The organism is Acinetobacter sp. YH12231 (assembly GCF_013417755.1).
Lineage (GTDB): Bacteria > Pseudomonadota > Gammaproteobacteria > Pseudomonadales > Moraxellaceae > Acinetobacter > Acinetobacter amyesii.
In genome coordinates this window covers 30374-53130 of record NZ_VPDJ01000015.1, presented here as the reverse complement: position 1 = coordinate 53130, position 22757 = coordinate 30374, and the positions used below count along the sequence as shown (strand labels likewise).

Below are 22757 nucleotides of genomic sequence, written 5' to 3'. Positions count from 1 at the left end.
AAGGCACATAAAATAAAAAACCGATGGTGGGAGCCATCGGTTTTTTATGGAAAAATCAGCTAAAAATTATGCTTTTTTTTCTGTGTTTGTTACAACTTTAGTTGTATCTGCAGCAGGTGCTTTGTTATCTGCATTGGCAGTTTCAGCAGTCACAGCTTTTTTTACTGGAAAATCTGGTACATAAACGATTTGTGCAGAAACAGTTGCAGAAAGCGCCATCACAGCAACAGCCATAGCATATTTGATTGCGTTCATTTGTGTATTCCTATCAATCATTAGTAACTCAAAAATTGAGTCAGGGAGAAAATTAATCACTTGAATTTATGTGAAAATAATATCAAAAAATAATCAATTAAAAATGATCGATTCGGCAACACAAGATAAATGGTAGGATTTAATATTTATATAAAACAGTCTATTAGAGTTATTGCTCTAGAGTTTTTAGTGGCTGAGTGACAGCGGCGTATCACTCAGATATAGATGAAAAATCTATGAATGTTTGGCACATTTCTTTTCATAGACTTTGCCTGCGATACCACCAATAATGGCACCACTAATCGTACCAAAAACAGGCAAAATACTGCCTGCAACAGCGCCGATCGCAGCACCTTTGACGGTCGGAGAAAAACGTGAGAGAAAGCTATTCTTCCCTGTTTGCGACTCGTTGGCGGTTGTTTGAGGGGTTGTATTGGTAGATAGTTCGGTTTCAGCAGAAGTTGCTTGAGGTTCAATAGTCATGACATTACTCCCGAGCATGATCGTTAGAAGAATGAAGCTTTTAGCCTAATCGGTAGTGGCCTTGGCTTAAACAGAAAGCATGTAATAAATGATGGTCAGTTTGTAATCCCTCGAAGTGGAATTCACTCCTGTGTAAGACATGTAATATTTTGCTGTTTTGATGTTTAAAAAATAACCAAAATAAGTGACTTAATCATATGATGAAGATTCAAAATCATAACAATGAGGATAAATACAATGTCTGTTGCTAAAGTCGTTGAAGTAAATGCAAGTAGCACAAAAAGTTTTGAAGATGCAATTCAAACGGGAATTAATAAAGTCACTGAAACCGTGAAAAACGTTCAGGGTGCATGGATTAATGAACAGAAAGTCGTGGTGAAAGACAATAAAATTGCGGAATATCGAGTGAACTTAAAAATCAGCTTCTTGGTTGAATAAGTTTTAATTTTATTGAAGTTAAAAACTGATCATAAAAAATCCCCGAAGTTCGGGGATTTTTGATTGAACACGCTGAATTATTTTTCAGGTGTTTCACAGCTTTCATCATTACAGACAGGTGTAGGAGCAAGCTCAGGGAGTTCCGCAGCTTTGTGCATCACTTTTTTAAATACATCTTTCGGTTGAGCGCCTGCTAAAGGAATGCGTTGCTCAAACACAAAGAACGGTACACCCGTAACTTTAAGTTGATCGCGTGCTACTTCTTCGTCGTATTTGACGAAATCAGCAAATTCATCTGAGTCTAATAAGTCATCGACTTCAACAGGGTTTAGACCAATACGAGATGCAACATCTTCTAAGGTTTCACGTTCACCAATGGCCAAGCCTTGCGTCATATAGCTATAGAAGAAAGCTTCTTTGGCTTCACTGCCGAGACCTTTGCTTTGTGCAAGATGAATCAAGCGGTGCGCGTTGAAAGTATTGCCTGAATTGGCTTTTTGCCAGTTAAATTCAATACCTTCAGCTTTTGCCATTTCGGCAATATTGCGCTGCATTTCTTCAACTTCTTCAATACTACGGCCATATTTTTGAGCCAGACGTTCAGTATTGGAAATTTCTAGGCGAGCGGGCGCATCTGCATCAAGTTGATAGCTATGCCAAAACACTTCAAGTTCTACACCCGATTCTTCGGCAGCAGCTTCAAGGCGTTTTTTCGCAATATAACAAAATGGGCAAACCACGTCTGACCAGATATCTACACGCATGGGAAATCTCTTTTCTATGTTCTGGGAAAATGATGGGGGCAAATCCTAAAATTTAAAGCCAAGCAATGCAAACCATTTTTGTCGAGATGGCGTAATGTGGAATTTTTTGATGCGATTACAACGCTTGAACGATGATCTGTCGGGACATCTAATCTGTGATTAAACGTTTACCCAAACAAATCACTTCAACCTCTTCATAGCCCAATTGTTCATAAAAATTTTGTACGTCAATGTTGTCTTGGCGAATCAGTAATTGAAGTTTGGGGCAACCTAAAGCAATTAAGCGTTTTTCTAATTGCTGAATGAGGGCGGTAGCGACGCCATTTCGCTGAAAATGTGGATGTACGGCAAGATAATTGACCCAGCCTCGGTGTCCATCATAGCCACCCATGACAGTTGCGATTAATTGATCATCTTTGACAGCCAATAAAAATAGTTGGTCACGTTGAGCCAATTTTCGAAATATATCAATTTCAGGGTTATTCCATGGACGGGTCAGATCACACAGTTCCCAAAGTGCAATCACTTCATCTAAATCAGATTCGAGATAGGGGCGGATAATAAACATAATTTTTGTTTTAGCATGTATTTTGACCAATTTAGATTAGTCGAGTTTTGCAGACTTGATAAGTCATATTGAAAAATAAAAGCCATAAAAAACGCTCCGAAGAGCGTTTTTCATTTCACTGTCAATTAAGCAGTTTTCACTTCAGGTTGAGCAGCTAACATGTGGCCGTTCTCTTCGAAGTTGATGTGCCAAGACAATGCTTCACGTAGAAGGTGAGGTGTTTGACCACCTTTCGCACATGCACGGTCGAAGTAATCATTTAGCGCATCACGGTACATAGGGTGAGCACAGTTGTCGATTACTGCACGAGCACGTTCACGTGGAGCAAGACCACGTAAGTCAGCAAGACCTTGTTCAGTAACTAAGATGTCAACGTCGTGTTCAGCATGGTCAATGTGAGAAGCAAATGGAACAACAGAAGAAATGTCGCCGCCTTTTGCAATTGATTTAGTCACGAAGATCGCCAAGTGTGCATTACGTGCGAAGTCACCTGAACCACCGATACCGTTCATCATTTTTGTACCGCAAACGTGAGTTGAGTTCACGTTACCGTAGATATCAAACTCAAGCGCAGTGTTGATACCGATGATACCTAAACGACGTACAAGTTCTGGATGGTTCGAAATTTCTTGTGGACGTAATACAAGTTTGTCTTTGTATTGTTCAAGGTTATTAAATACTTTTTCGCCATATTTAGCAGAAAGCGTAATAGAAGAACCTGAAGCAAATTTCATTTTGCCTGCGTCGATCAATTCAAATGTACAGTCTTGAAGTACTTCAGAGTACATGATCAAGTCTTCAAAGTTTGAATCTTTAAGACCAGTCAATACTGCGTTTGCAATTGAACCGATACCTGCTTGTAATGGACCAAGGTTTTTCGGTAAACGACCTTCTTCTACTTCTTTTTCAAAGAAAGCGATCAGGTGGTTTGCAATACCTTGAGTTTCATCATCAGGTGCAGTCACTGTAGATGGAGAGTCATGCAATTCGTTGTTAAATACGATACCTACGATTTTTGAAGGATCGATGTTGATTGCATGTGTACCAATACGTTCGTCAACTTGAGTCAATGGAATCGCTTGACGTGTTGGACGATACGTTGGGATATAAATATCGTGTAAGCCTTCGAATGCTGGGCTTAAGTTGGTGTTGATTTCAACAATCACTTTTTCAGCAAAAATTGCGAAGCTTGCAGAGTTACCTACAGAAGTTGTAGGGATGATGCCACCATCTTCAGTGATCGCAACAGCTTCAATAATTGCCACATCAGGCTTTTTAAGCTGAAGGTTACGCATTTGTTCAACTGTTTCAGACAAATGCTGATCGATGAACATCACTTCGCCTTTGTTGATGGCTTTACGTAATGTATTGTCTACTTGGAACGGTAAACGACGAGCAAGAACACCTGCTTCAGTCAATTTTTTGTCCAAATCGTTACCCAAGCTCGCGCCAGTAATTAGGGTAATTTTAAGAGGATTAGCATGAGCCTGTTGAACCAACGCTAAAGGTACAGCTTTCGCTTCACCTGCGCGTGTGAAACCACTCATACCTACCGTCATACCATCCTGAATGAATTCAGCAGCTTTTTCTGCGCTGATAACTTTGTCGTGAAGGGCAGCTAAACGGATGCGATCTAAAGACATCATATACTCTCGTGAAATTCTCAAAACTGATACGGATTGTACCGATCAAAAAAGCCATTTTGCATACCTGTTAGGCTAAGGTCTAATTTTTTGAAAAAATGTGGGTATAAGATTTTATTATGTTTTTTAAACTACTGAATAATAAAGTTAAAAATATCAATGGTTAAAGCTTAAACAAAACTGTTCGTTGCTTTTTTGAACGCTTGTTAAAAGCGTTCAGTTAAACTTTGCTTAATTTTTTCCAATGGGCTGTTGTTTAATATTTCATCATTTTCGAGTTTTTGCAGTGGTAAAGAAATGATCGCTTCGAGTCCACCTTCTGCTCGATTGTGAATTGAAAGTTGACCTTCGTGAATATCCACAATACGTTTTACAATGGCTAAACCGAGTCCACTGCCTTGAATGGTACGTGCATCATTACCACGTACAAAAGGTTGCATCAGGTCTTCAATTTGGTCTTCAGGAATCCCTTCGCCATTATCGGCAACGCGAATTTGAATATGGTCACCTTCATATTCGGTAGACAGTTCAATCGGCTCGGCACCATAGCGTTTTGAGTTATTGATTAAGTTCCCTATTAATCGTTTTAAGGACAGGCTACGTGCTTGAATAATCGGTAAGTCTTGAGGTTCAAAGCGAATATCTAAAGGTTTAAATTGAATCACTAATTCCTGCAATAGCGCATTTAAATCAGTATCTTGCGGAACCTCATCAGAGCCATCTCGCATATACGAAATGAACTGATTCAGAATTGCATCCATATCTTCAACATCGTAAATCAGACCTTCTTTTAGGAAGTCATCATCAGGCATCATTTCTGCGCTGAGTCGAATACGGGTCAGCGGAGTACGCAAATCGTGGGAAATACCGGCCAACATGATGCGGCGATCACGTTCAGTTTGTTCCAGCGTGTAGACCATGTGGTTAAAGGCTTGGTTTACTTCACGGATTTCTTGTGGCCCATGGTTGGTTTCTAAATAAGGTGCAGTGCCGTGTTTACTATAGTTGTTTGCCGCATCTTGTAAACGTTTTAGTGGACGGTTGAGCTGACGAACCAAGGTTAAGATAATGATGCCAGCAATCAGCGGAATACCCAATAACCAGCCTAAAATCAGCTCTGCGCTATAGTTGGCATAGGTTTTTAAAGGCTCGCGAACCCAGTTGCCATTCATTTCTGGAGTTTGAATCCAGATGCGTGGGTCAGGTTTAAATTGGAAATACACGGTCGCATTATCAATGCGCATTTCTTTGGCCAGTTTCTTTTCAATTTGATTGGTAAAGAACTCTGCAATGACTTTGTCTTTGACATTGGGGAATTCTTTCGGATCGGTCACATATTCGATCCCGACACGGTTGCGCATCCAGTCGTCGACATCCACTTCGGCATTGTTATGAAAAATCCGTAAATCAGGATTGTTAATGATTTCAAGCTCGACCGCGAGGTAACGAGCATGTTGTTGAATTTCGGGTAAATAGAGTGTGCGCCAAAAGAACCATAAGGACATAAACAGGCTAAAAAACACCACAAATAAGACCAATACGGTGGTCCGCATGGCTGCAGAGCGGGGTTTGATTTTATCGAGGAAGCGTTCCCAAGGTGTCCGTTTTTTTTCGGAGTAGGTAACGTAGTCGGTAAATTCCTGTGGGTCGATGGGTTCGAGTTTCACGCTATATCCCTAGAGTAAATTTTAGAGTGTGAGATCAATTAACCCTGTTGGATACGCGTTCAGGTCATACGCAACTGTTCGAGGCAGGAAGCATGGAATAGATTATGTTTCTGCGATGATTCTGATATGAAGCAGAAATGAGACGAGTTTTGCGTATGACAATGGTTTTGCTTACTTTTGCCGAAACAAAAGTAAGGCGAACCGCAGGTTATTGGATAAATTTAATGTTCAATGAAAAGACTCCGCCTAATGAACGGCGGAATTTTTTATTACTATTTATTTGGATTATTCAGCACCATCTGGAACAAAGACATAACCCACGCCCCAAACGGTTTGGATATAGCGTGCACGTGCTGGGTTTTCTTCAACCAAACGACGCAGGCGAGAAACCTGAACGTCAATTGAACGCTCCATAGCACCCCATTCACGACCACGAGCAAGATTCATTAACTTGTCGCGTGTCAGTGGTTCACGAGGATGTTGAACTAATGCTTTAAGTACGGCAAATTCACCCGTTGTTAATGTGACGACTTGACCTTCACGGGTTAATGTACGAGTAGACAGGTCGAGTGACCACGGACCAAAAGACACCACTTCCATTTGTTGGCTTGGTGCGCCCGGAACTTCACGCACTTGACGACGTAATACGGCACGAATACGTGCCAAAAGCTCATTCGGGTTGAATGGTTTTGGTAAATAGTCATCTGCACCGGCTTCAAGTCCAGCAATACGGTCTGAATCACTACCACGAGCGGTCAGCATAATGATTGGGGTATCGATGCTAGATTGGCGCAGACGGCGACAAATACTCAAGCCATCTTCAACAGGTAACATAAAGTCGAGCACAATCAGGGAAAAGAGTTCCCGCTGCAACAGACGATCCATCTGAGTCGCATCATGTGCGGTTTTGACCACAAAACCTTTATCTTCTAGGAAGCGTTGTAAGAGGGTGCGTAGACGCACATCATCATCGACAACCAGAATGCGTTCGACTCGGTCGGTTTCGGCTTGTACGGCATCTGTTTTTTCAGCAGGTACAACTAAACTCATGACGTGCTCCTTATTCTTTATTGTCATCGTAAACAAAAAGTCGATTTCACTTGAGTATACGATTCATTTATATAAATTTACTATGCTCTAAAGCAACAAATATTGCAGTTAAAATCAAGACATAGATACCAAATGTATACATGTTGTTCGAATCAGTTTGCTTATCTAAGTCTCGCTAATTTGCTGTTTCATAGTCAGTTTCGTAAAAAAATGTGTATTTGAGATGAACTGGCATTAAAAACCACGAATAAATTTATAAAAACAATTGTGGATTTTATGGTCTTGGTCTTTATAATCATGGCTTTTAGAACTTATCCTTGCAGGGATCTAATACGATGACTGACTTAGTTCAGCAGTTGGCAAAAGAAATTGCCGTACGTCCAAATCAAATTGAAGCTGCCATCAAGCTCATTGATGAAGGTGCCAGTGTTCCATTTATCGCACGTTACCGTAAAGAAGTGACGCAAGGTCTGGACGATACTCAATTACGTCAGCTCGATACACGTCTGACTTACCTGCGTGATTTATTTGAGCGCCGTGAAAAGGTAATCGAATCTCTAAAAGAACAAAACAAGTTATCTGATGACCTACTTGCTCGAGTGAATGCAGCAGAAACGAAAAATGCTTTAGAAGAGATTTACGCGCCGTACCGTCCAAAACGTACCAGTAAATCATTTAAAGCCAAAGAAGCCGGTTTAGGCCCAATCGCTGAAAAAATCTTTAATGAAGCAGTTGATCCAACCGAAGCTTTAGCTGGTTTTAGTCATGAAGATTATGCTGATGTTGAAAGCCAATTAGATGCGATTCAACACATTTTAATTGATGACTGGGCACAAAATATTGCATTAACCACTGAGCTAAAAGCGACATTTGCGAAAACTGCAGTGTTGAAAAGTTTAGTTGCAAGCGATGAGAAAAAAGAAGTCGGTAAAAAATTCCGTGATTACTTTGATTTCTCTGAAAGCTTAAACAAAGTTCCTTCACACCGTTTATTGGCGATGCTCCGTGGCCGTCAAGAAAATGTCTTGGGCTTAAAAGTCGATGGTGAAGATGATGCACCATTGGCTCGTATTGATACTGAATACAATTTAGAAACAGCACAACCACAAGCACGTGCAGATTTCTTAAAACAAACTGCAAAATTATTCTGGCTCGGTAAAGTTCGTCCTGCGATTGAACATTCATTATTGACTGAAAAACGTTTGGCTGCTGAAGCTGAAGCGATGGATGTCTTTGCTGAAAACCTACGTCATTTATTACTTTCTGCTCCTGCAGGCGCACGTTGCACATTGGGTGTAGACCCTGGCATCCGTACGGGTGTGAAATTGGCTGTTGTGAATGCATCAGGTGATGTTCTTGCACATAGCACGATTTACCCATTTGCTCCGAAAGAAGACAAAGCTGGTTCAGTGGCTGAACTTGCCCGTCTATGCCGTGAGTTTAATGTTGAACTGATTGCCATTGGTAACGGTACTGCAAGCCGTGAAACTGAAGCTGTTGTGGCTGAAATGATGGCAGCAAATACAGACTTGAACTTGATTCGTGTGTCAGTATCTGAGGCAGGCGCGTCGGTTTACTCAGCATCTGAATTGGCGTCAAATGAATTGCCAGATTTAGATGTATCGATCCGCGGTGCTGTATCGATTGCACGTCGTTTACAAGATCCATTGGCTGAACTTGTGAAGATTGATCCTAAATCGATTGGTGTGGGTCAATATCAACATGATGTGAACCAAACCGGTTTGGCAAAAACGCTAGAAGCGGTTGTGGAAGACTGTGTGAACTCAGTAGGTGTTGATGTCAACACAGCATCATCTGCTATTTTGGGTTATATCGCGGGTCTAAATAAATCGATTGCACAGCAAATCGTTGAATTCCGCAAAGAAAATGGTCGTTTTGATAACCGTCAAAGTTTGAAGAAAGTACCTCGTTTAGGCGAACGTACCTTTGAACAAGCAGCAGGTTTCTTACGTATTCAAGATGGTTCTGAACCATTGGATGCATCTGCAGTTCACCCAGAGTCATATGACTTGGTGGCAAAAATTGTGGAAGCAAAAGCGACGACTGTAAAAGATATTATTGGTAATACTGAAATTATCCGTCAGATCGATGCAGCAGCATTTGTAAATGACCAATTTGGTTTACCGACAATTCAAGACGTTTTATCTGAACTTGAAAAACCAGGCCGTGACCCACGTCCAGAGTTCCGCACGGCTAAATTCCGTGAAGACATCACAGAAGTGGCGCAGTTGACTGAAGGTTTACAGCTTGAAGGTGTGGTTACGAATGTAACCAACTTCGGTGCATTCGTGGATGTGGGTGTACACCAAGACGGTTTAGTGCATATTTCTGAACTTGCAAATGAATTTGTTGCAGATCCGCACAAAGTCGTGAAACCAGGTCAAATTGTTCAAGTTCGTGTCTTGAATGTCGATGTTGAACGTAACCGTGTCAACTTGTCTATGCGTGCAGAAGGTGCTGCTGCAGCGAAACCACAACGTCAACCACGTCGTGACAATGCCCAGCAAGAACAACGTGGTGAGCGTAAGCCACATGCGAAACGTCCACAGCATGCCCGTCCGCAAGGCGACCGCCCACAAGGTCATAAAAAACCTCAAGCAGCGAAACCACAAGAAAATAAAATTGGTGGTTTAGGTGCGTTGTTATTACAAGCAGGGATTAAAGGTTCGAAGTAATCTTTAACTGTTAAAAAAACCTCCCATATGGGAGGTTTTTTTATATAAGATTAAAACAATCAAAGCTTAAATAAACTTAGAAGATCATGATGTTACGTAGTTATTATCAGGGTTCAGTGCAACAATTCATACATACAAATGAACAAGAAATTATGGGGGCTTTGGCACTACAGCATGAATTTGCATTGGAAGATTTACAAAAGAACGCTTGGTTAAAACAAATTGAGATTTTAAAACAACAGTTGGATTTTTTAGATGAGGGAGAAATCTTTTTTGAATTCTCTATTCCACGGATGGGTAAGCGCGTAGATAACATTCTTTTGATACGTAATTTAATTTTTGTTATTGAATTTAAAGTAGGTGAAAAGAGTTACCCACAATATGCTAAGACTCAGGTCATAGATTATTGTTTGGATTTGTTGAATTTTCATGAAGGTAGTCATCAGCAAAAGGTCATACCACTTTTAATTTCAACCCAAGCTCAAAGTTGTGAACAGTCATGGTCAGCGGTATCCACTTATCAAGATACTTTATGCTGTAACACCCATAATTTACGGATTGTAATCGAACAAGCGCTTTATCAATTTGCAGGTCTTACGCAACTTAATATCAAACAGTGGGTTGAGTCTCGATATAAACCAACACCCACAATTATTGAAGCAGCTCAGGCGTTATATCAAGGTCATACAGTGGATGAAATTTCTAGAAGTGATGCCGGTGCAAAAAATTTAGCGATCACTTCGAAAAAAATCGAACAAATTATTGAAGATGCAAAATTAACAAATAAAAAAACGATTTGTTTTTTAACGGGTGTACCTGGTGCAGGAAAGACATTGGCCGGTCTTAATATTGCGAACCAGCGTTTAAAAACAAATGAACAAGAACATTCTGTATTTTTATCTGGGAATGGTCCTTTAGTTGATGTTTTACGTGAAGCATTGGTTCGAAATACCGTGGAACTTGCTAAGCAACAAACAGAAAAAAAGACGCGATCTGAGGCAGAACGTGAAGCCAAAGCCTTTATACAAAATATTCATCATTTTAGAGATCATTATTTGAAATCAAATGAGGTGCCAATCGAAAAAGTCGTTATTTTTGATGAAGCTCAAAGGGCCTGGCAAAAGGATCAGGTTTCAAACTTTATGAAACAGAAAAAAGGTATTGATAATTTTTCGATGTCTGAACCAGAGTTTCTCATTAGTGTTATGGATCGCCACGCTGATTGGTGTGTCGTTGTTTGCCTGATTGGTGGTGGGCAGGAGATTAACACTGGAGAAGCAGGTGTTTCTGAATGGCTATCAGCATTAGAACATAAATACCCGAAATGGAAGATCTACTTTTCTAACAAAATTTTGCAGGATAAAGTCTATTTAACTGATCCTAAACAACAATTCTGGGTTCAAAAAAATGGAAAAAATGAGGAAGATTTACATCTTGCTGTTTCTGTCCGGTCATTTCGCAGCGAACAAGTTTCACATTTGATTCAACATGTATTAGATGGTGATGCAAAGTCCGCGAAAGAAACTTACCATATGATGTCCCAAGATTATCCTATTCTGCTTTGTCGTGATTTTAATGTTGCTAAACAGTGGTTAAAAAGAAAGGCTAAGGGTTCAGAGCGCTTTGGGGTTATTGCTAGTTCGGGTGCCAGACGTTTAAAAGCCGAAGGTATTGATGTAAAGAATAAAATAACACCTGCAGATTGGTTTTTGAATTCAAATACAGATGTACGTTCTGCGTATTATTTGGAAGATATTGCAACTGAGTTTGATGTGCAAGGCTTGGAAATAGATTACAGTTGCGTGGCATGGGATATTAATTTTTATTTTGATCAAGATTGGCAATTTCAAGCCTTTAAAGGTAGTCGATGGCAAAATATAAGGCAAACTGAAAAGCAGAAATACCTGTTAAATGCATATCGAGTGCTACTGACTCGGGCGCGACAAGGTATGGTGTTGTATATACCATCTGTAGATGACAGTGACTGGACTCGTCCCAAGAAATATTATGATTCGACGTATAATTTTTTGAAGCAATGTGGTTTCAATACGCTATAAAAAACCTCCCATTTGGGAGGTTTTTTTATTTCTTTTAAGGCCTATCAAAGATAAATGAGCTGAATCTTAAACTTCGCAATAAAGTGTAAAAATCACACAAATCACGTATCAAAACACACTATAGAATCGTTCGATTGTCAGACAATATAAGTCACGCCATAAAGTGGTCACAAACTTTAGGTTTTACATACTTACATCTAATTATTTGATATTTATTATAAACGGTAAAATGATGACATCTAAAATTGAACGACATCGATTTCATATTCACGACTTTTTATCTGGAACAGTGGTATTTCTCGTGGCTTTACCGCTATGCCTAGGCATTGCATTGGCTTCTGGCGCACCGATTCTCTCTGGCATTATTGCCGGCATTGTCGGTGGTATTTTAGTTGGGGCACTGAGTGGCTCACATATCAGTGTTGCAGGGCCAGCAGCAGGTTTAACAGCAGTCATTTTGGTACAGCTTGAACTACTCAGCGGCAACTATGCCGCCTTTTTATTGTGTATTGTTTTTGCCGGTATCTTACAGATTGGATTTGGCATATTTAGGCTCGGTTTCTTTGCCAACTTTATTCCGAACAATGTCATATTGGGTTTATTGGCAGCTATCGGGCTGATCTTGATTGGGAGTCAAATGCCTTATCTGTTTGGCTTGAACCAATTTTCATGGTCAGTGTTGTGGCAGTCACAGCCGCTCAATTTGCAATGGGATGTGGGTGCCATTGTGATCGGTATCGGTAGCCTTGTACTGATGTTGCTTTGGGAGCAGAGCCCATGCAAAAAATGGGTTTTGCCTTCAGCCTTGGTTGCTGTCGTTCTTGCTGCACTATGTAATGCCGTGTTGGTGCTTAGTGGCTCGTCTTTTGCAGTTCATCCATCAAATCTCATCCAACTTCCTAACCTTTGGGATCAGCCACAAAATGTGATGATCTTTCCGGATTGGACCGCTTTAAATAATCCTCTGATTTATACGGGCGCTATCACTTTGGCGGTTGTGGCGTCATTAGAAACTTTATTGAATTTAGAAGCAGCAGATAAATTGGATCCGCATAAGCGCTCTTCACCCCCCAACCGAGAGTTATGGGCGCAAGGCATCGGCAATGTCGTTTCGGGTGCTATAGGCGGGATGCCGCTAACGTCAGTAATTGTTCGTAGTTCTGTCAATGCTAGTGCTGGAGCTAAAAGTAAATGTTCTGCCATCTTTCATGGCGTATTGCTCTTGTTTGCCGTACTGTGTTTAGTGCCTTTGATGAACATGATTCCGCTTTCAGCATTAGCCGCAATTTTAATCCTCACTGGGTTTAAACTGACACATCCCAAATTGTTTAAACAGTTGTATTTAAAAGGTTGGAAACAATTTATTCCTTTTATCATTACCTTGTTGGCGATTTTACTCACAGACTTATTGCTCGGAATCTTGATTGGTTTAGCCAGTAGTGCGGCCTTTATTTTATATGCCAATTTTAATAAGGGACTGAAGGTGTATAAAGAGCATCATTTACATGGGGTGATTACACGGATTGAATTGCCTTCACAAGTCAGTTTTCTCAACCGTTCGGCATTAATATCTGCATTGGAACATATCCATCGCGGCGAACAAGTGGTGATTGATGCCACACATGTGAGTGATATGGATGCTGATATTTTCCAACTCATTCAAGAGTACCAACAGGAAAAGGCTGTGCAGCGTAAAGTGCAAGTGCAGTTGATTGGTTTCAAGACACACTATGCCGATGCGCAGGAGGCGGCATTAGATATAGATATTAGTACAGCAGCTTTACAGCAACGTTTGAACCCAGAGGACGTGCTCGCTTTGCTTAAAGCAGGCAATAAACGTTTTGTACAAAATGAGCGTTTGCAACGAGATATCTATCGGCAACTGCGGGTGACTGCTGAAGAAGGGCAGCATCCGATTGCGGCAGTGTTAGGTTGTATGGATTCTCGTGCGCCGACTGAAATGATCTTTGATGTTGGAATTGGCGATTTATTTAGTTTACGCATTGCGGGGAATGTCGCGGGACAAAAAGTTTTGGGATCATTGGAATTTGCCTGCGAAGCCAAAGGTGCCAAAGTGATCGTGGTGCTTGGTCATACGGACTGTGGTGCGGTTAGCAGTGCTTGTCAGTTGCATTTAGCTGGTCAATCGATTCAGAGCCTGACGCGTATGCCACATATTCAATATGTGCTGGGGCCACTCAATGAGTCTGTATCGCGTGTTGCCGAATTGATGCAACCACAAACGCTGAGTCCGGCATTTTTAGAGCAAGTGACGCAAATGAATGTGCATTACAACATCCGCTATATTTTGCAAAATAGTGAAGTGCTACAGCAGTTGGTGCAAGAAGGTAAAGTGGCGATTGTTGGTGCAGTGTATGATGTAAAAACTGGACGGGTTAATTTCTTCGGATAAATAAAATCCGATGACATAAAAAAGGATCATCATGAACACATGATGATCCTTTTTATTGAACTAAAATACATTAGCGAATCATCGGTACGATCCAACTGGTAATGATCAGCAAAATACCGAAGTGTCCCAATTTACGGGTGACATATACCAATTTAGACGGTTTTTGTTCCAATTGTTTCGCATAGTCTTCGATACTAATGCCTTGTTTTGCATTACTAGTAAATAAAAATACCGCCAAATCGATACAAATTAAAATGGTACCGACATCTGCCACTACTTCCATTAAATCGTATTGGCCGCTGATCAAGGCGGTTGACACTTGATAAACAAGGAAAAGTGCAAAAGCGATGCAGGCATACTGCAAAACAGTTAAAAATATCCGCATAAATCTATACTAAATAAGCTCAAAATTCTGAAACAGGATTATAGCGTCCCTCGCAAGAGATTACTGTAACGCTTAGAGTGCTTGCATGACTGCTGGGAAATGTTGCTTCTCAACCATTTCCAAAAACTCATCGCCCATACGCTGACTTTCAGCCACGCATTGGTTCCACATTTTAATCCGTTGTTGGTTGTCTAAACCTTTGAGGGTAAAATCTTTGCGGTCAGGCAGTCGGCCAAGCGGCAAGCTTGCAAGGTATTCTTGTGAAGGTGATAGTAACAAGGTACGCGCTTGATTGTCTGGATTAGCCTGACGTTTAAATAATTTATCAAACCAACCGGGGGTGATGCTATCTGTGAAATGTGGATATAGTACGATGCCTTGACTTTGGAAGGGCAGGTCAATGTGATAGTCGATTAGGCCGCCATCGCGGTAACTGCCTTGTGGTGCATCAGGGATATCACGGATCGCGGCCATAACACCAGGAATAGATGCAGATGCCATAAGCCACGGCATAACACTATTTTGAGTCAATGCATGGTAATGCGTGGTAAAGCCATCATCCGCCACGGTAAATTGATGACCTGACACAGGCTGACTAATTACACGCTGCATGAAATAACGACTGTGTTTACGTGCGAGCGCTGTCGTTCCCACGATTCCTGCGACAGAGGCTAATAGCGGCAGAGCTTTATCACTTTGGAAAATATGCTGAGCTTTGACTGAAAGCACAGTGAGGTGATAATCCGGGTGATTAACCAGTGCCGCTTCTTGACCTTGAATCAAATCGATCAGCATGCCACGACACACATCGCTGACTTCTTGACGGCTCATCTTTTTATGAAAGCTCAGATTGGTATACAGCTCAGAGAGGCGTTTCGTCCCTTCAATGGCTCCCCAAGCAGCAATACTGGCAAAGCGCCAACTGCCAATCGATGAACCAATTAAAGTACGCTTTTGTTGCGCGCGTGGCAAAAAGTCAGCAAAAATCGCCTGATCTAAACCTTGAATACCAATGCCTTTCGGACCACCCGCAGCACCGGGCAGGATATCCACTTGAGCAGCGTTTAAACCCTCTTGTTCAATCAGTTGGCGGGCTAAATGGCCAGCACGGATATTGAGCGCAGGCGGTCTTTTTTGCAAAATTTGAGTCATGGTAGTCGCTTAAAATACAGTCGTAGAATTATTCTAATGCGTTTTTGCACAGACCCAATGGCTGAAACTTCCGACAAATGACTTCTCAGTCATATCAGGGCGTCTCTCAGGAATGCTGTAATAGTTGTTCGTTATGCCGATGCAATTGAAACAAACTGAGGCAGACGATTGCCCATGTCGCCATTGGAAAGACCGCCCAAGCAAATAGGTTAATGATAAAAATCACGGCCCCAGCTAATAACCAATAATTTAACCCCGCCATCAGCTTTTGCTGTGGCAAACAAAGTAGGAATAAACAGGGAAGTGCATTAAAGAGAATGATCCACCAAAATGTAGCGCTATGCTGCATCCGATACAGGGTGGTGTTGGCTGGCGGTTGCCAGTTTAGAAAAGGCATGTGCATATTTAATTGAACCAACACATCGAGCAGGGTCGAAAAACTATACAGCAAGGCCGTTGCACATGCTCGGAGAGGGTTTCGACCATACAGTACCCCTAAATAACTGTATGACATGGCGTTCAGCCTTATTTAAATTTTTGAATTTTTTGTTTTTATGGCTTTAAGCCTTTTATTGTCAAAAGGCTTAAAGGAGCTATGGATACATCAAGATCATTTAAACACAGATTATTTAAACACACGCCAAATGGCAAGTAAGCTTGAAAGTGCAATTAATACGATGGAAACATACCATGGCGCAATTATCGCGATGGAGAGGAAGATGGCCATAATACTGCCAAAAACCCAACTACGTTTTTGCTGATGTTCCATTTGCAGGCGCATGCTTTGCAGTTCATTCAGTTGTTTGGCATGCCAAGCCGACTGATTTTTTAAACCATTCAGGCTGTCGATCATCAGCGTTGGTAAATCTTGCGCACCTAAAAGTAAGTCTGGAATTTTTTGCCCGAGTTCTTTTAAGTTTTTCTGCGGATTCATTTGCGCTTTAATCCAATCGGTGAGGATTGGTTTTGCCAAACTCCAAATATCCAATTCAGGATAGAGATCAGTTCCTAAACCTTCAACATGGACCAAGGTCTTGAGCAGCAACATCAGTTGTGGCGGAATCTCTAAATGGAAACGACGCGCAATATCCATCACTTGAATCAGGATGCCGGCGAAGTCCAATTCATGCATTGGTTTAGAGACCATTGGGCCAACGGTACGACGCATTTCACGTGCTAAGGCATCTTGATCTGTACCCGGTGGAATCCAACCCGCTTGATGCACGATTTGAATCAGTTGCATAAAGTCGCTGTTCATAACCGCAAGCAGCATGCGTGCTACGGTCATTTGGTCGTGCTTTGAAAGCTCACCCATAATCGCGCAGTCCAAGGCAATAAAGCGTGGATTGCTTGGATTAATGGTTTCGACGAAGACATTCCCCGGATGCATGTCTGCATGGAAGAAGTTGTCGCGGAACACTTGGGTAAAGAAAATGGTGAGCCCTTTTTCGGCTAAATCTTTACGATCCATGCCCAAGCGATCAAAGGTCGCAATATCTGAAATTGGTACACCCGTAATACGCTCTTCGACCATGACATCACGGCTGTCCATATAGACTTCAGGCACGTACATCATGCTTGAACCGGTGAAGTAATGACGCATACGACGCGTGTTATCCGCTTCTAAAGTCAAATCCAATTCATTGAGAATAATTTGACGGTAGTCTTGAATAATTTCAGATAGATGCAGGGCACGAGCGGCTTCTAGGCGTTTTTCAAGGAACTGACCAAGCCACTCTAATATTTCAAAATCATGCAGAATTTGATTGCGAATATTCGGGCGAGCCACTTTCACTACGACTTCGCGACCATCATGCAGTGCAGCAGTATGCACTTGTGCGATAGATGCTGCGGCTAAAGGTTGCTCGTCAAAGCGTGCAAATAAGGTATTAACATCGGCTTTGAGTGATTCCTGAATGCGCATTTTGGCAACGTCATTTGAAAAAGGTTTTACACGGTCTTGTAAAAGCACCAATTGCTGTAAAACTTCAGGTGGAATCAAGTCACGACGGGTAGACAGTAATTGACCGAGTTTAATGGCCAAAGGTCCCATATCTTCTAAAGCTTGTTTTAGCTTCAGTGGATTTTTACGTTCTTTGCTTAAACGTGCTGCAGGATGTATACGAATGAGGGAAATAATATGACGGGCTTTTTCCGGTAATTCTTCCGCAGGAAACAACGTGTCGAGTCTATAGTGCGCAGCAATGCGCCAAAGGTCGAGTAAACGTGAAACGTGCGGAATCATATATGCAATTACCTAGTCTTAAGTGTTGTCTTGTAATGAGTCAATTTGGCTGTGCAGCTGCTGAATTTTTGCTTCTGCACGGTCCAGATTTTGATTCAAAATTCGGGTGTCTTGATTCAGGTCATCCATTTGCCAGCGTGGGGCAAGCAAGCCTGAATCTTCTTTTAACGCGTCTTCAGCAAAGAACAAATGGCTTTGTAAAGTACGTTTGAGATGTTTGGGTGCAAGTTGTAACTTACCAATTTCATGCGCAAGGCTTGGACCAATCCAAGGGCTTAGATGCGAAGCTAAATCAGGCTCAGCTTGCTGCATAATGCGCTGGATATCCTGCAATAAGTGATAATCACCTTGCAATGGAATATTGCCGACATCTTCAGCCAACAGCAGTTTGAGGAGCTCGACGACCGTTTTGACATGTAAGGTCGCCGTTGCTTCAGTTATGTTTGACTGCTGCTCGAAAGGGCGTTGCTCAAAGATGGATGCGGTTTCAGTATGTCCTGTTGGCGTCGGTTCTAAGCGAACTTTCTGATCGTCAAAAAACACATCCACCGACAACTGTGGTGAGTCGATCACCACACGAAGCATTTTGCCTTGCAATTCATTCAGTTGGATGCGGGTAATCGCATCCAAATCAATGACATGATGAATTAAGCGTTCAACTGCACCAAGTGCGAGAATCGACCACATAGTTCAGCCTGCAGTATTAAAGTTTGAAACCACGGTGTACAGCCACTATACCACCCGTTAAGTTGTGGTAATCACAGTTTTGGAAGCCCGCATTTTCCATCATACCTTTAAGAGTACGTTGGTCTGGGTGCATACGAATTGATTCTGCAAGGTATTTATAGCTTTCAGAGTCATTCGCTACGATTTTACCCATGATCGGTAATGCAGTGAATGAGTACAAGTCATACAGTTTTGAGAAAGGTTCAAATACCGGTTTAGAGAATTCTAAAATCAGTAAACGACCACCTGGCTTAAGTACGCGGTACATGGCAGCTAGTGCAGCATCTTTGTCAGTCACGTTGCGTAGACCAAATGAAATGGTCAATAGGTCAAAACTGTTGTCTGCAAAAGGTTCTAAAGTTTCAGCATTGGCCAAAACGAAATCGACATTGGTACAACCAGCATCAATGAGGCGGTCACGACCGACATTGAGCATCGATTCATTAATGTCTGAAAGCACCACATGACCTGTCGGGCCAACTTCACGGCTAAATACTTTGGCAAGGTCACCAGTACCGCCTGCAATATCTAGGACGTGCTGACCGCGACGTACACCAGACATGTTAATGGCAAAACGTTTCCATAGACGGTGAATACCAAATGACATTAAGTCATTCATGATGTCGTATTTTGCAGCCACTGAGTGGAAAACTTCCGCTACTTTTTGTGCTTTATCTTCGCTGCTCACGGTTTGATAACCAAAGTGCGTGGTTGCCCCAACGTTACCAGTATTCGCGCCACGTGGCAGATTATATTTGGGTACTGAACCTGTAACAGGTGTGTCGGTCAGACGTTGTTCTAAAGATTGTTGCTGACCTTGCGCTGTCCCTTGTGGTAAAGGCTCAGTTAAGAATGGACTCACTTTGTCTGTATTTTGTGCCGACTCAGGTGTAGGGGCAGGCGTTTGATTCTCGTTAGACATTAGAGTCACTCCTAACTTATAAATAGGGTTAATGTTGCTTTGCAAGCATGATGACAGATTCTCTGTTGTTATACAGCAGTCATTTGCATTTGTTGTGAATAATATACAGAAAAAATAAGGGTCTGCTGTAATTGCTTTGCAAATCCCCTATAAAAAATCTGAATTCAGTCTTGCAAGCCCAGTTTGTTTTATATCAAACATGGGCTTTGTGGGATGTGAGTTTTGTTAAGCCGCAGGCTGAAACGGGTTCGGGTCACCGGCATGTACACGGTCAACGATTTGGCGTTCTACAGCGGTAAATTCGCGGACAAATTTTTCTGCTGACTTGAGCGGTTTCATCGCCAAGAAGCCATCTTGCATAAAGTCGTACATCACTTCGAAGTTGTATTTGTTTGCTGCGCCCTTACACATTTTAAAGGCGGTATAGACCATAAACGAGCGCATATATTTATCTAAATTACGACCTAAATCGTCTAACAGTTGCAGTTGCAACATGCGGTCTTTGCCCTGATCGAGCTTGAGATAGGTCTGGCGCATCATTTCATCGGTCAGGGTTGGATTATTTGGATAATCTTCCAGTAATTGAATGGCCACTTGTTCGTCAAGCTGTACGGCCAATATCGCAAGTTGTACGCCCGAAGTGCCGGTCTTAATGGCATTGTCTGGAATTAGTTTTTCTGCTTTATGCGCATAGCGGGTGAGACGTGCAATTTGTGCAGCTAATGCATCAAAATCAGGACCGCCATATAAACGGTTAATAAAATATTCAGACATCAGTACATTGTGTTTTTCAGCAAATTGCACAGCATGCGTACGTTGCATGCGCTGTTTTTGCCACTGCTGGACATCTTGTAAACGCTGTAAAATTTCTGGCTTTTTGTGGTAGTTCAACTGGTAATACAGTTCAAGTAAATCATCTAATACTGCAAGTTTGGACATTGAGTGTCTCAATTATTTTTTAGATGTTTGAATCTTAGTGGGTGTTGGAGCTTAGGGCTATGACAAAGTGACGAAATTACAGGTCAATCTGAGTCAGTTTGTTGCAGAAACGGTCATATTTTGCATTTCAGCACATACATGAAAGCATTGTTGTGTGATGAACGGCATGGTTATACTCAAAACAGAATAAAACCAAGGGTCCGCCATGAGCTTAAAAGAAACAGAATTTCAATTGATGGATGAAGAACAACTCTCGGTTGAGCTGATTGAAGCGCAGTATCAACTGAAAAATACCAGCCGTCAGCCCAATGCCAAAAGCATGTTGATTTTAGTGAGTGGAATCGAGCTTGCGGGTAAGGGAGAGGCTGTCAAACAGCTCCGCGAATGGGTCGATCCACGCTACTTAAGGGTGAAAGCGGATGCCCCGATCATGTTTAATCAAAAACAAACGTTTTGGCAGTCTTATGCACGGTTTATTCCTGCCGAAGGGCAAATCATGGTGATGTTTGGAAACTGGTACAGTGATTTGCTCAGTACCGCCATGCATGTGTCGAAGCCTTTGGATGAAACCTTATTTGATGAATATGTCGAGAACATGCGAGCCTATGAACAAGACCTAAAAAATAATCATGTCGATGTGATTAAGGTCTGGTTCGATTTATCTTGGAAATCCTTACAAAAGCGCTTGGATGAAATGGACCCGAGTGAAGCGCGTTGGCATAAATTGCATGGTTTAGATTGGCGCAATAAAAAACAATATGACAACCTACAACGTTTACGTCAGCGTTTTAGTCATGACTGGGTCATCATCGACTGTGAAGATGAGCAAGTCCGTGATCAACAATTTGCACAGCATATTTTACGCACTTTAAAACATTGTCCACCACATGAAACCAAAGCGGTGGGGCGCTGGAAACAAGCCAAAACACCACAGGCGTTATTGGAACCCAGCACTGTCGTGGCTGATGAGGCTGATTATAAAAAAGAATTAAAAAAATTAAGCCGCAAGGTGGCTGAAGCTTTACGTTTTGATTCACGCAATGTGGTGATCGTCTTTGAAGGAATGGATGCCGCAGGAAAGGGCGGGGCAATTAAACGCATCGTCAAAAAGTTGGACCCACGCGAATATGAAATTCATACCATTGCAGCACCCGAAAAATATGAGCTACGCCGTCCATACTTATGGCGCTTTTGGAATAAAATTGTCCCTGAAGAAAAGATCACGATTTTTGACCGCAGTTGGTATGGTCGCGTTTTGGTTGAGAGAATTGAAGGCTTTGCCAATACGGTTGAATGGCAGAGAGCCTATGATGAAATCAACCGTTTTGAAAAGGACTTATATGACAGTCAAACGGTTGTCATCAAGTTCTGGTTAGCCATTGGAAAGGATGAGCAAGCTGCACGGTTTAAAGCCCGAGAAGAAACCGCGCATAAGCGTTTTAAAATTACTCCAGATGACTGGCGGAATCGTGACCGTTGGGATGATTATCTCAAAGCTGCCGCAGATATGTTGCAACGCACGGATACAGAATATGCGCCGTGGCATGTGATCGCCACCAATGACAAGCACAGTGCGCGCTTACAAGTGCTAGAGACGATCTTGGCGCAATTGAAAGCAGATTAAATGCATGAAAAAAGCCACGATATTCGTGGCTTTTTTCATTTTCAAAACTCGCTCATTTTCAGATTTACTTCATCTTTAGATCTATGGTTTAGATCACTTTGATTATTAAATCTTGTTGATGCGCTATACATCGTTTCGTTAACCATTGTTAGGCGTTGGGACAGGTTGGTTCGGAAATTTCTGTTGAATACGCTTCGCCAATTGGTAGCTTTCTTCTACATGGGTTTCAGCGACTTTTTTCATCACAATATAACCCAAACTGGCTGCCACCAATTGTCCACCTAATGGAATAAATTTAGTGACTTGTTTGGTAATATATTTTGCTGCAATGTTATTCAGCGATTTTTTCATGGCGGTTCGTGCAACCACTAAACCAGAAAATTCGACACCACGTTTACGCAGTTCCGTCCAATGAATTTGTTTGGTTTTTGGATCATACACACTAATTTGATCTGGCGCTAAACCAAAACGCGCATTAATTTCTGGAATGAGCTGTGACAAAATTCCGACGTCAATCACCACATCCAAAAATGGCACAGGAATAATAGCTGCACCTGCTGAAAAATAAGCACGTTTTTTGACGAGCTCTAAGCATTCAGCGCGAATAATGTCCAGATTTAAGTTAGGGTCGATGGAATCAGGAATGTTATCAATTTTCATAAGCAGATACCCTTGATACTGGATTGGTTTTTTTCTCATAAAGTATCATTAAGATACTTGTTTAAAAGCA

20 protein-coding genes are annotated in these 22757 nt (G+C 41.7%); 5 read left to right on the top strand and 15 right to left on the bottom strand.

Going from position 1 to position 22757, the window contains the following annotated elements; genetic code table 11:
- Positions 1-66: 66 nt before the first annotated feature.
- Both FTV11_RS10560 and FTV11_RS10555 read right to left on the bottom strand, forming a co-directional pair.
- Entirely contained in the window at positions 67-255 is a 189-nt protein-coding gene (locus tag FTV11_RS10560) for a hypothetical protein (protein WP_180010237.1), read from the bottom strand.
- Positions 256-489: 234 nt separating this feature from the next.
- Positions 490-738 carry a glycine zipper domain-containing protein gene (locus FTV11_RS10555; protein ID WP_218950517.1) on the bottom strand — a complete coding sequence of 83 codons (249 nt, stop codon included), beginning with the start codon at positions 736-738 and terminating at the stop codon, positions 490-492.
- Between the two features lie 237 nt (positions 739-975).
- Between FTV11_RS10555 and FTV11_RS10550 the strand changes: the two genes are divergently transcribed.
- Complete coding sequence (locus FTV11_RS10550) at positions 976-1176, top strand: dodecin family protein (RefSeq protein WP_067761311.1); 201 nt, start codon at positions 976-978, stop codon at positions 1174-1176.
- Positions 1177-1253: 77 nt separating this feature from the next.
- On the opposite strand, the gene FTV11_RS10545 is transcribed toward FTV11_RS10550, so the two are convergent.
- The 5 genes from FTV11_RS10545 to ompR all read right to left on the bottom strand — a co-directional run bounded on the left by FTV11_RS10545 (position 1254) and on the right by ompR (position 6868).
- Positions 1254-1940 (bottom strand): DsbA family protein, encoded by a 687-nt coding sequence (locus FTV11_RS10545; protein ID WP_180073975.1) that lies wholly within the window; start codon positions 1938-1940, stop codon positions 1254-1256.
- A 148-nt stretch (positions 1941-2088) separates the two neighbouring features.
- Positions 2089-2508 carry a GNAT family acetyltransferase gene (locus FTV11_RS10540; RefSeq protein ID WP_168377983.1) on the bottom strand — a complete coding sequence of 140 codons (420 nt, stop codon included), beginning with the start codon at positions 2506-2508 and terminating at the stop codon, positions 2089-2091.
- A gap of 125 nt (positions 2509-2633) precedes the next feature.
- On the bottom strand, positions 2634-4151 hold the full coding sequence (locus FTV11_RS10535) for an acetyl-CoA hydrolase/transferase family protein (protein WP_180007250.1): 1518 nt from the start codon (positions 4149-4151) through the stop codon (positions 2634-2636).
- A gap of 206 nt (positions 4152-4357) precedes the next feature.
- Complete coding sequence (locus FTV11_RS10530) at positions 4358-5818, bottom strand: ATP-binding protein (RefSeq protein ID WP_111885830.1); 1461 nt, start codon at positions 5816-5818, stop codon at positions 4358-4360.
- Between the two features lie 285 nt (positions 5819-6103).
- Positions 6104-6868, bottom strand: coding sequence for a two-component system response regulator OmpR (gene ompR, locus FTV11_RS10525; RefSeq protein WP_078189809.1), 765 nt, complete (start codon positions 6866-6868; stop codon positions 6104-6106).
- A gap of 335 nt (positions 6869-7203) precedes the next feature.
- On the opposite strand from ompR, the gene FTV11_RS10520 reads away from it, so the two are divergent.
- The 3 genes from FTV11_RS10520 (at position 7204) to FTV11_RS10510 (ending at position 14034) form a co-directional block, all read left to right on the top strand.
- Positions 7204-9564, top strand: a complete 2361-nt coding sequence (locus FTV11_RS10520) for a Tex family protein (RefSeq protein ID WP_180073974.1) — start codon at positions 7204-7206, stop codon at positions 9562-9564.
- 89 nt (positions 9565-9653) lie between these two features.
- Positions 9654-11621 carry a DUF2075 domain-containing protein gene (locus FTV11_RS10515; RefSeq protein WP_180007251.1) on the top strand — a complete coding sequence of 656 codons (1968 nt, stop codon included), beginning with the start codon at positions 9654-9656 and terminating at the stop codon, positions 11619-11621.
- Positions 11622-11853: 232 nt separating this feature from the next.
- A complete protein-coding gene (locus FTV11_RS10510) occupies positions 11854-14034 on the top strand; it encodes a SulP family inorganic anion transporter (protein WP_180073985.1) in 2181 nt (726 codons plus the stop codon).
- Positions 14035-14104: 70 nt separating this feature from the next.
- Here the strand turns inward: FTV11_RS10510 and FTV11_RS10505 are convergent, their stop codons facing one another.
- From FTV11_RS10505 to FTV11_RS10475, 7 genes are all read right to left on the bottom strand, one after another.
- Positions 14105-14419 (bottom strand): hypothetical protein, encoded by a 315-nt coding sequence (locus FTV11_RS10505; RefSeq protein ID WP_078189807.1) that lies wholly within the window; start codon positions 14417-14419, stop codon positions 14105-14107.
- 72 nt (positions 14420-14491) lie between these two features.
- Positions 14492-15571 (bottom strand): patatin-like phospholipase family protein, encoded by a 1080-nt coding sequence (locus tag FTV11_RS10500; protein ID WP_180048786.1) that lies wholly within the window; start codon positions 15569-15571, stop codon positions 14492-14494.
- A 106-nt stretch (positions 15572-15677) separates the two neighbouring features.
- A complete protein-coding gene (locus FTV11_RS10495; protein WP_180010239.1) occupies positions 15678-16085 on the bottom strand; it encodes a hypothetical protein in 408 nt (135 codons plus the stop codon).
- A gap of 111 nt (positions 16086-16196) precedes the next feature.
- Entirely contained in the window at positions 16197-17816 is a 1620-nt protein-coding gene (locus FTV11_RS10490) for an AarF/ABC1/UbiB kinase family protein (protein WP_180007065.1), read from the bottom strand.
- An 18-nt stretch (positions 17817-17834) separates the two neighbouring features.
- Positions 17835-18503 (bottom strand): SCP2 domain-containing protein, encoded by a 669-nt coding sequence (locus tag FTV11_RS10485; RefSeq protein ID WP_180002881.1) that lies wholly within the window; start codon positions 18501-18503, stop codon positions 17835-17837.
- A gap of 16 nt (positions 18504-18519) precedes the next feature.
- Positions 18520-19464 (bottom strand): bifunctional demethylmenaquinone methyltransferase/2-methoxy-6-polyprenyl-1,4-benzoquinol methylase UbiE, encoded by a 945-nt coding sequence (ubiE, locus tag FTV11_RS10480; RefSeq protein WP_078189802.1) that lies wholly within the window; start codon positions 19462-19464, stop codon positions 18520-18522.
- Positions 19465-19689: 225 nt separating this feature from the next.
- Positions 19690-20403, bottom strand: a complete 714-nt coding sequence (locus FTV11_RS10475) for a hypothetical protein (RefSeq protein ID WP_180026789.1) — start codon at positions 20401-20403, stop codon at positions 19690-19692.
- A 205-nt stretch (positions 20404-20608) separates the two neighbouring features.
- Here FTV11_RS10475 and FTV11_RS10470 point away from each other — a divergent pair, with 205 nt between their 5' ends.
- Complete coding sequence (locus FTV11_RS10470; protein WP_180026790.1) at positions 20609-22027, top strand: phosphate--AMP phosphotransferase; 1419 nt, start codon at positions 20609-20611, stop codon at positions 22025-22027.
- A gap of 138 nt (positions 22028-22165) precedes the next feature.
- Here FTV11_RS10470 and FTV11_RS10465 read toward each other — a convergent pair whose 3' ends face one another.
- Positions 22166-22687: a hypothetical protein gene (locus tag FTV11_RS10465; RefSeq protein WP_180024754.1), complete on the bottom strand. Its 522-nt coding sequence runs from the start codon at positions 22685-22687 to the stop codon at positions 22166-22168.
- Between the last annotated feature and the right edge of the window lie 70 nt (positions 22688-22757).

Coding starts and splice junctions, on each gene's coding strand:
- FTV11_RS10540 (WP_168377983.1), bottom strand. CDS start 2,508: ATGTTTATTATCCGCCCCTATCTCGAATCTGATTTAGATGAAGTGATT.
- FTV11_RS10560 (WP_180010237.1), bottom strand. CDS start 255: ATGAACGCAATCAAATATGCTATGGCTGTTGCTGTGATGGCGCTTTCT.
- FTV11_RS10490 (WP_180007065.1), bottom strand. CDS start 17,816: ATGATTCCGCACGTTTCACGTTTACTCGACCTTTGGCGCATTGCTGCG.
- FTV11_RS10505 (WP_078189807.1), bottom strand. CDS start 14,419: ATGCGGATATTTTTAACTGTTTTGCAGTATGCCTGCATCGCTTTTGCA.
- FTV11_RS10510 (WP_180073985.1), top strand. CDS start 11,854: ATGACATCTAAAATTGAACGACATCGATTTCATATTCACGACTTTTTA.
- FTV11_RS10535 (WP_180007250.1), bottom strand. CDS start 4,151: ATGTCTTTAGATCGCATCCGTTTAGCTGCCCTTCACGACAAAGTTATC.
- FTV11_RS10470 (WP_180026790.1), top strand. CDS start 20,609: ATGAGCTTAAAAGAAACAGAATTTCAATTGATGGATGAAGAACAACTC.
- FTV11_RS10500 (WP_180048786.1), bottom strand. CDS start 15,571: ATGACTCAAATTTTGCAAAAAAGACCGCCTGCGCTCAATATCCGTGCT.
- FTV11_RS10495 (WP_180010239.1), bottom strand. CDS start 16,085: ATGTCATACAGTTATTTAGGGGTACTGTATGGTCGAAACCCTCTCCGA.
- FTV11_RS10550 (WP_067761311.1), top strand. CDS start 976: ATGTCTGTTGCTAAAGTCGTTGAAGTAAATGCAAGTAGCACAAAAAGT.
- FTV11_RS10520 (WP_180073974.1), top strand. CDS start 7,204: ATGACTGACTTAGTTCAGCAGTTGGCAAAAGAAATTGCCGTACGTCCA.
- FTV11_RS10485 (WP_180002881.1), bottom strand. CDS start 18,503: ATGTGGTCGATTCTCGCACTTGGTGCAGTTGAACGCTTAATTCATCAT.
- ompR (WP_078189809.1), bottom strand. CDS start 6,868: ATGAGTTTAGTTGTACCTGCTGAAAAAACAGATGCCGTACAAGCCGAA.
- ubiE (WP_078189802.1), bottom strand. CDS start 19,464: ATGTCTAACGAGAATCAAACGCCTGCCCCTACACCTGAGTCGGCACAA.
- FTV11_RS10545 (WP_180073975.1), bottom strand. CDS start 1,940: ATGCGTGTAGATATCTGGTCAGACGTGGTTTGCCCATTTTGTTATATT.
- FTV11_RS10555 (WP_218950517.1), bottom strand. CDS start 738: ATGACTATTGAACCTCAAGCAACTTCTGCTGAAACCGAACTATCTACC.
- FTV11_RS10515 (WP_180007251.1), top strand. CDS start 9,654: ATGTTACGTAGTTATTATCAGGGTTCAGTGCAACAATTCATACATACA.
- FTV11_RS10465 (WP_180024754.1), bottom strand. CDS start 22,687: ATGAAAATTGATAACATTCCTGATTCCATCGACCCTAACTTAAATCTG.
- FTV11_RS10475 (WP_180026789.1), bottom strand. CDS start 20,403: ATGTCCAAACTTGCAGTATTAGATGATTTACTTGAACTGTATTACCAG.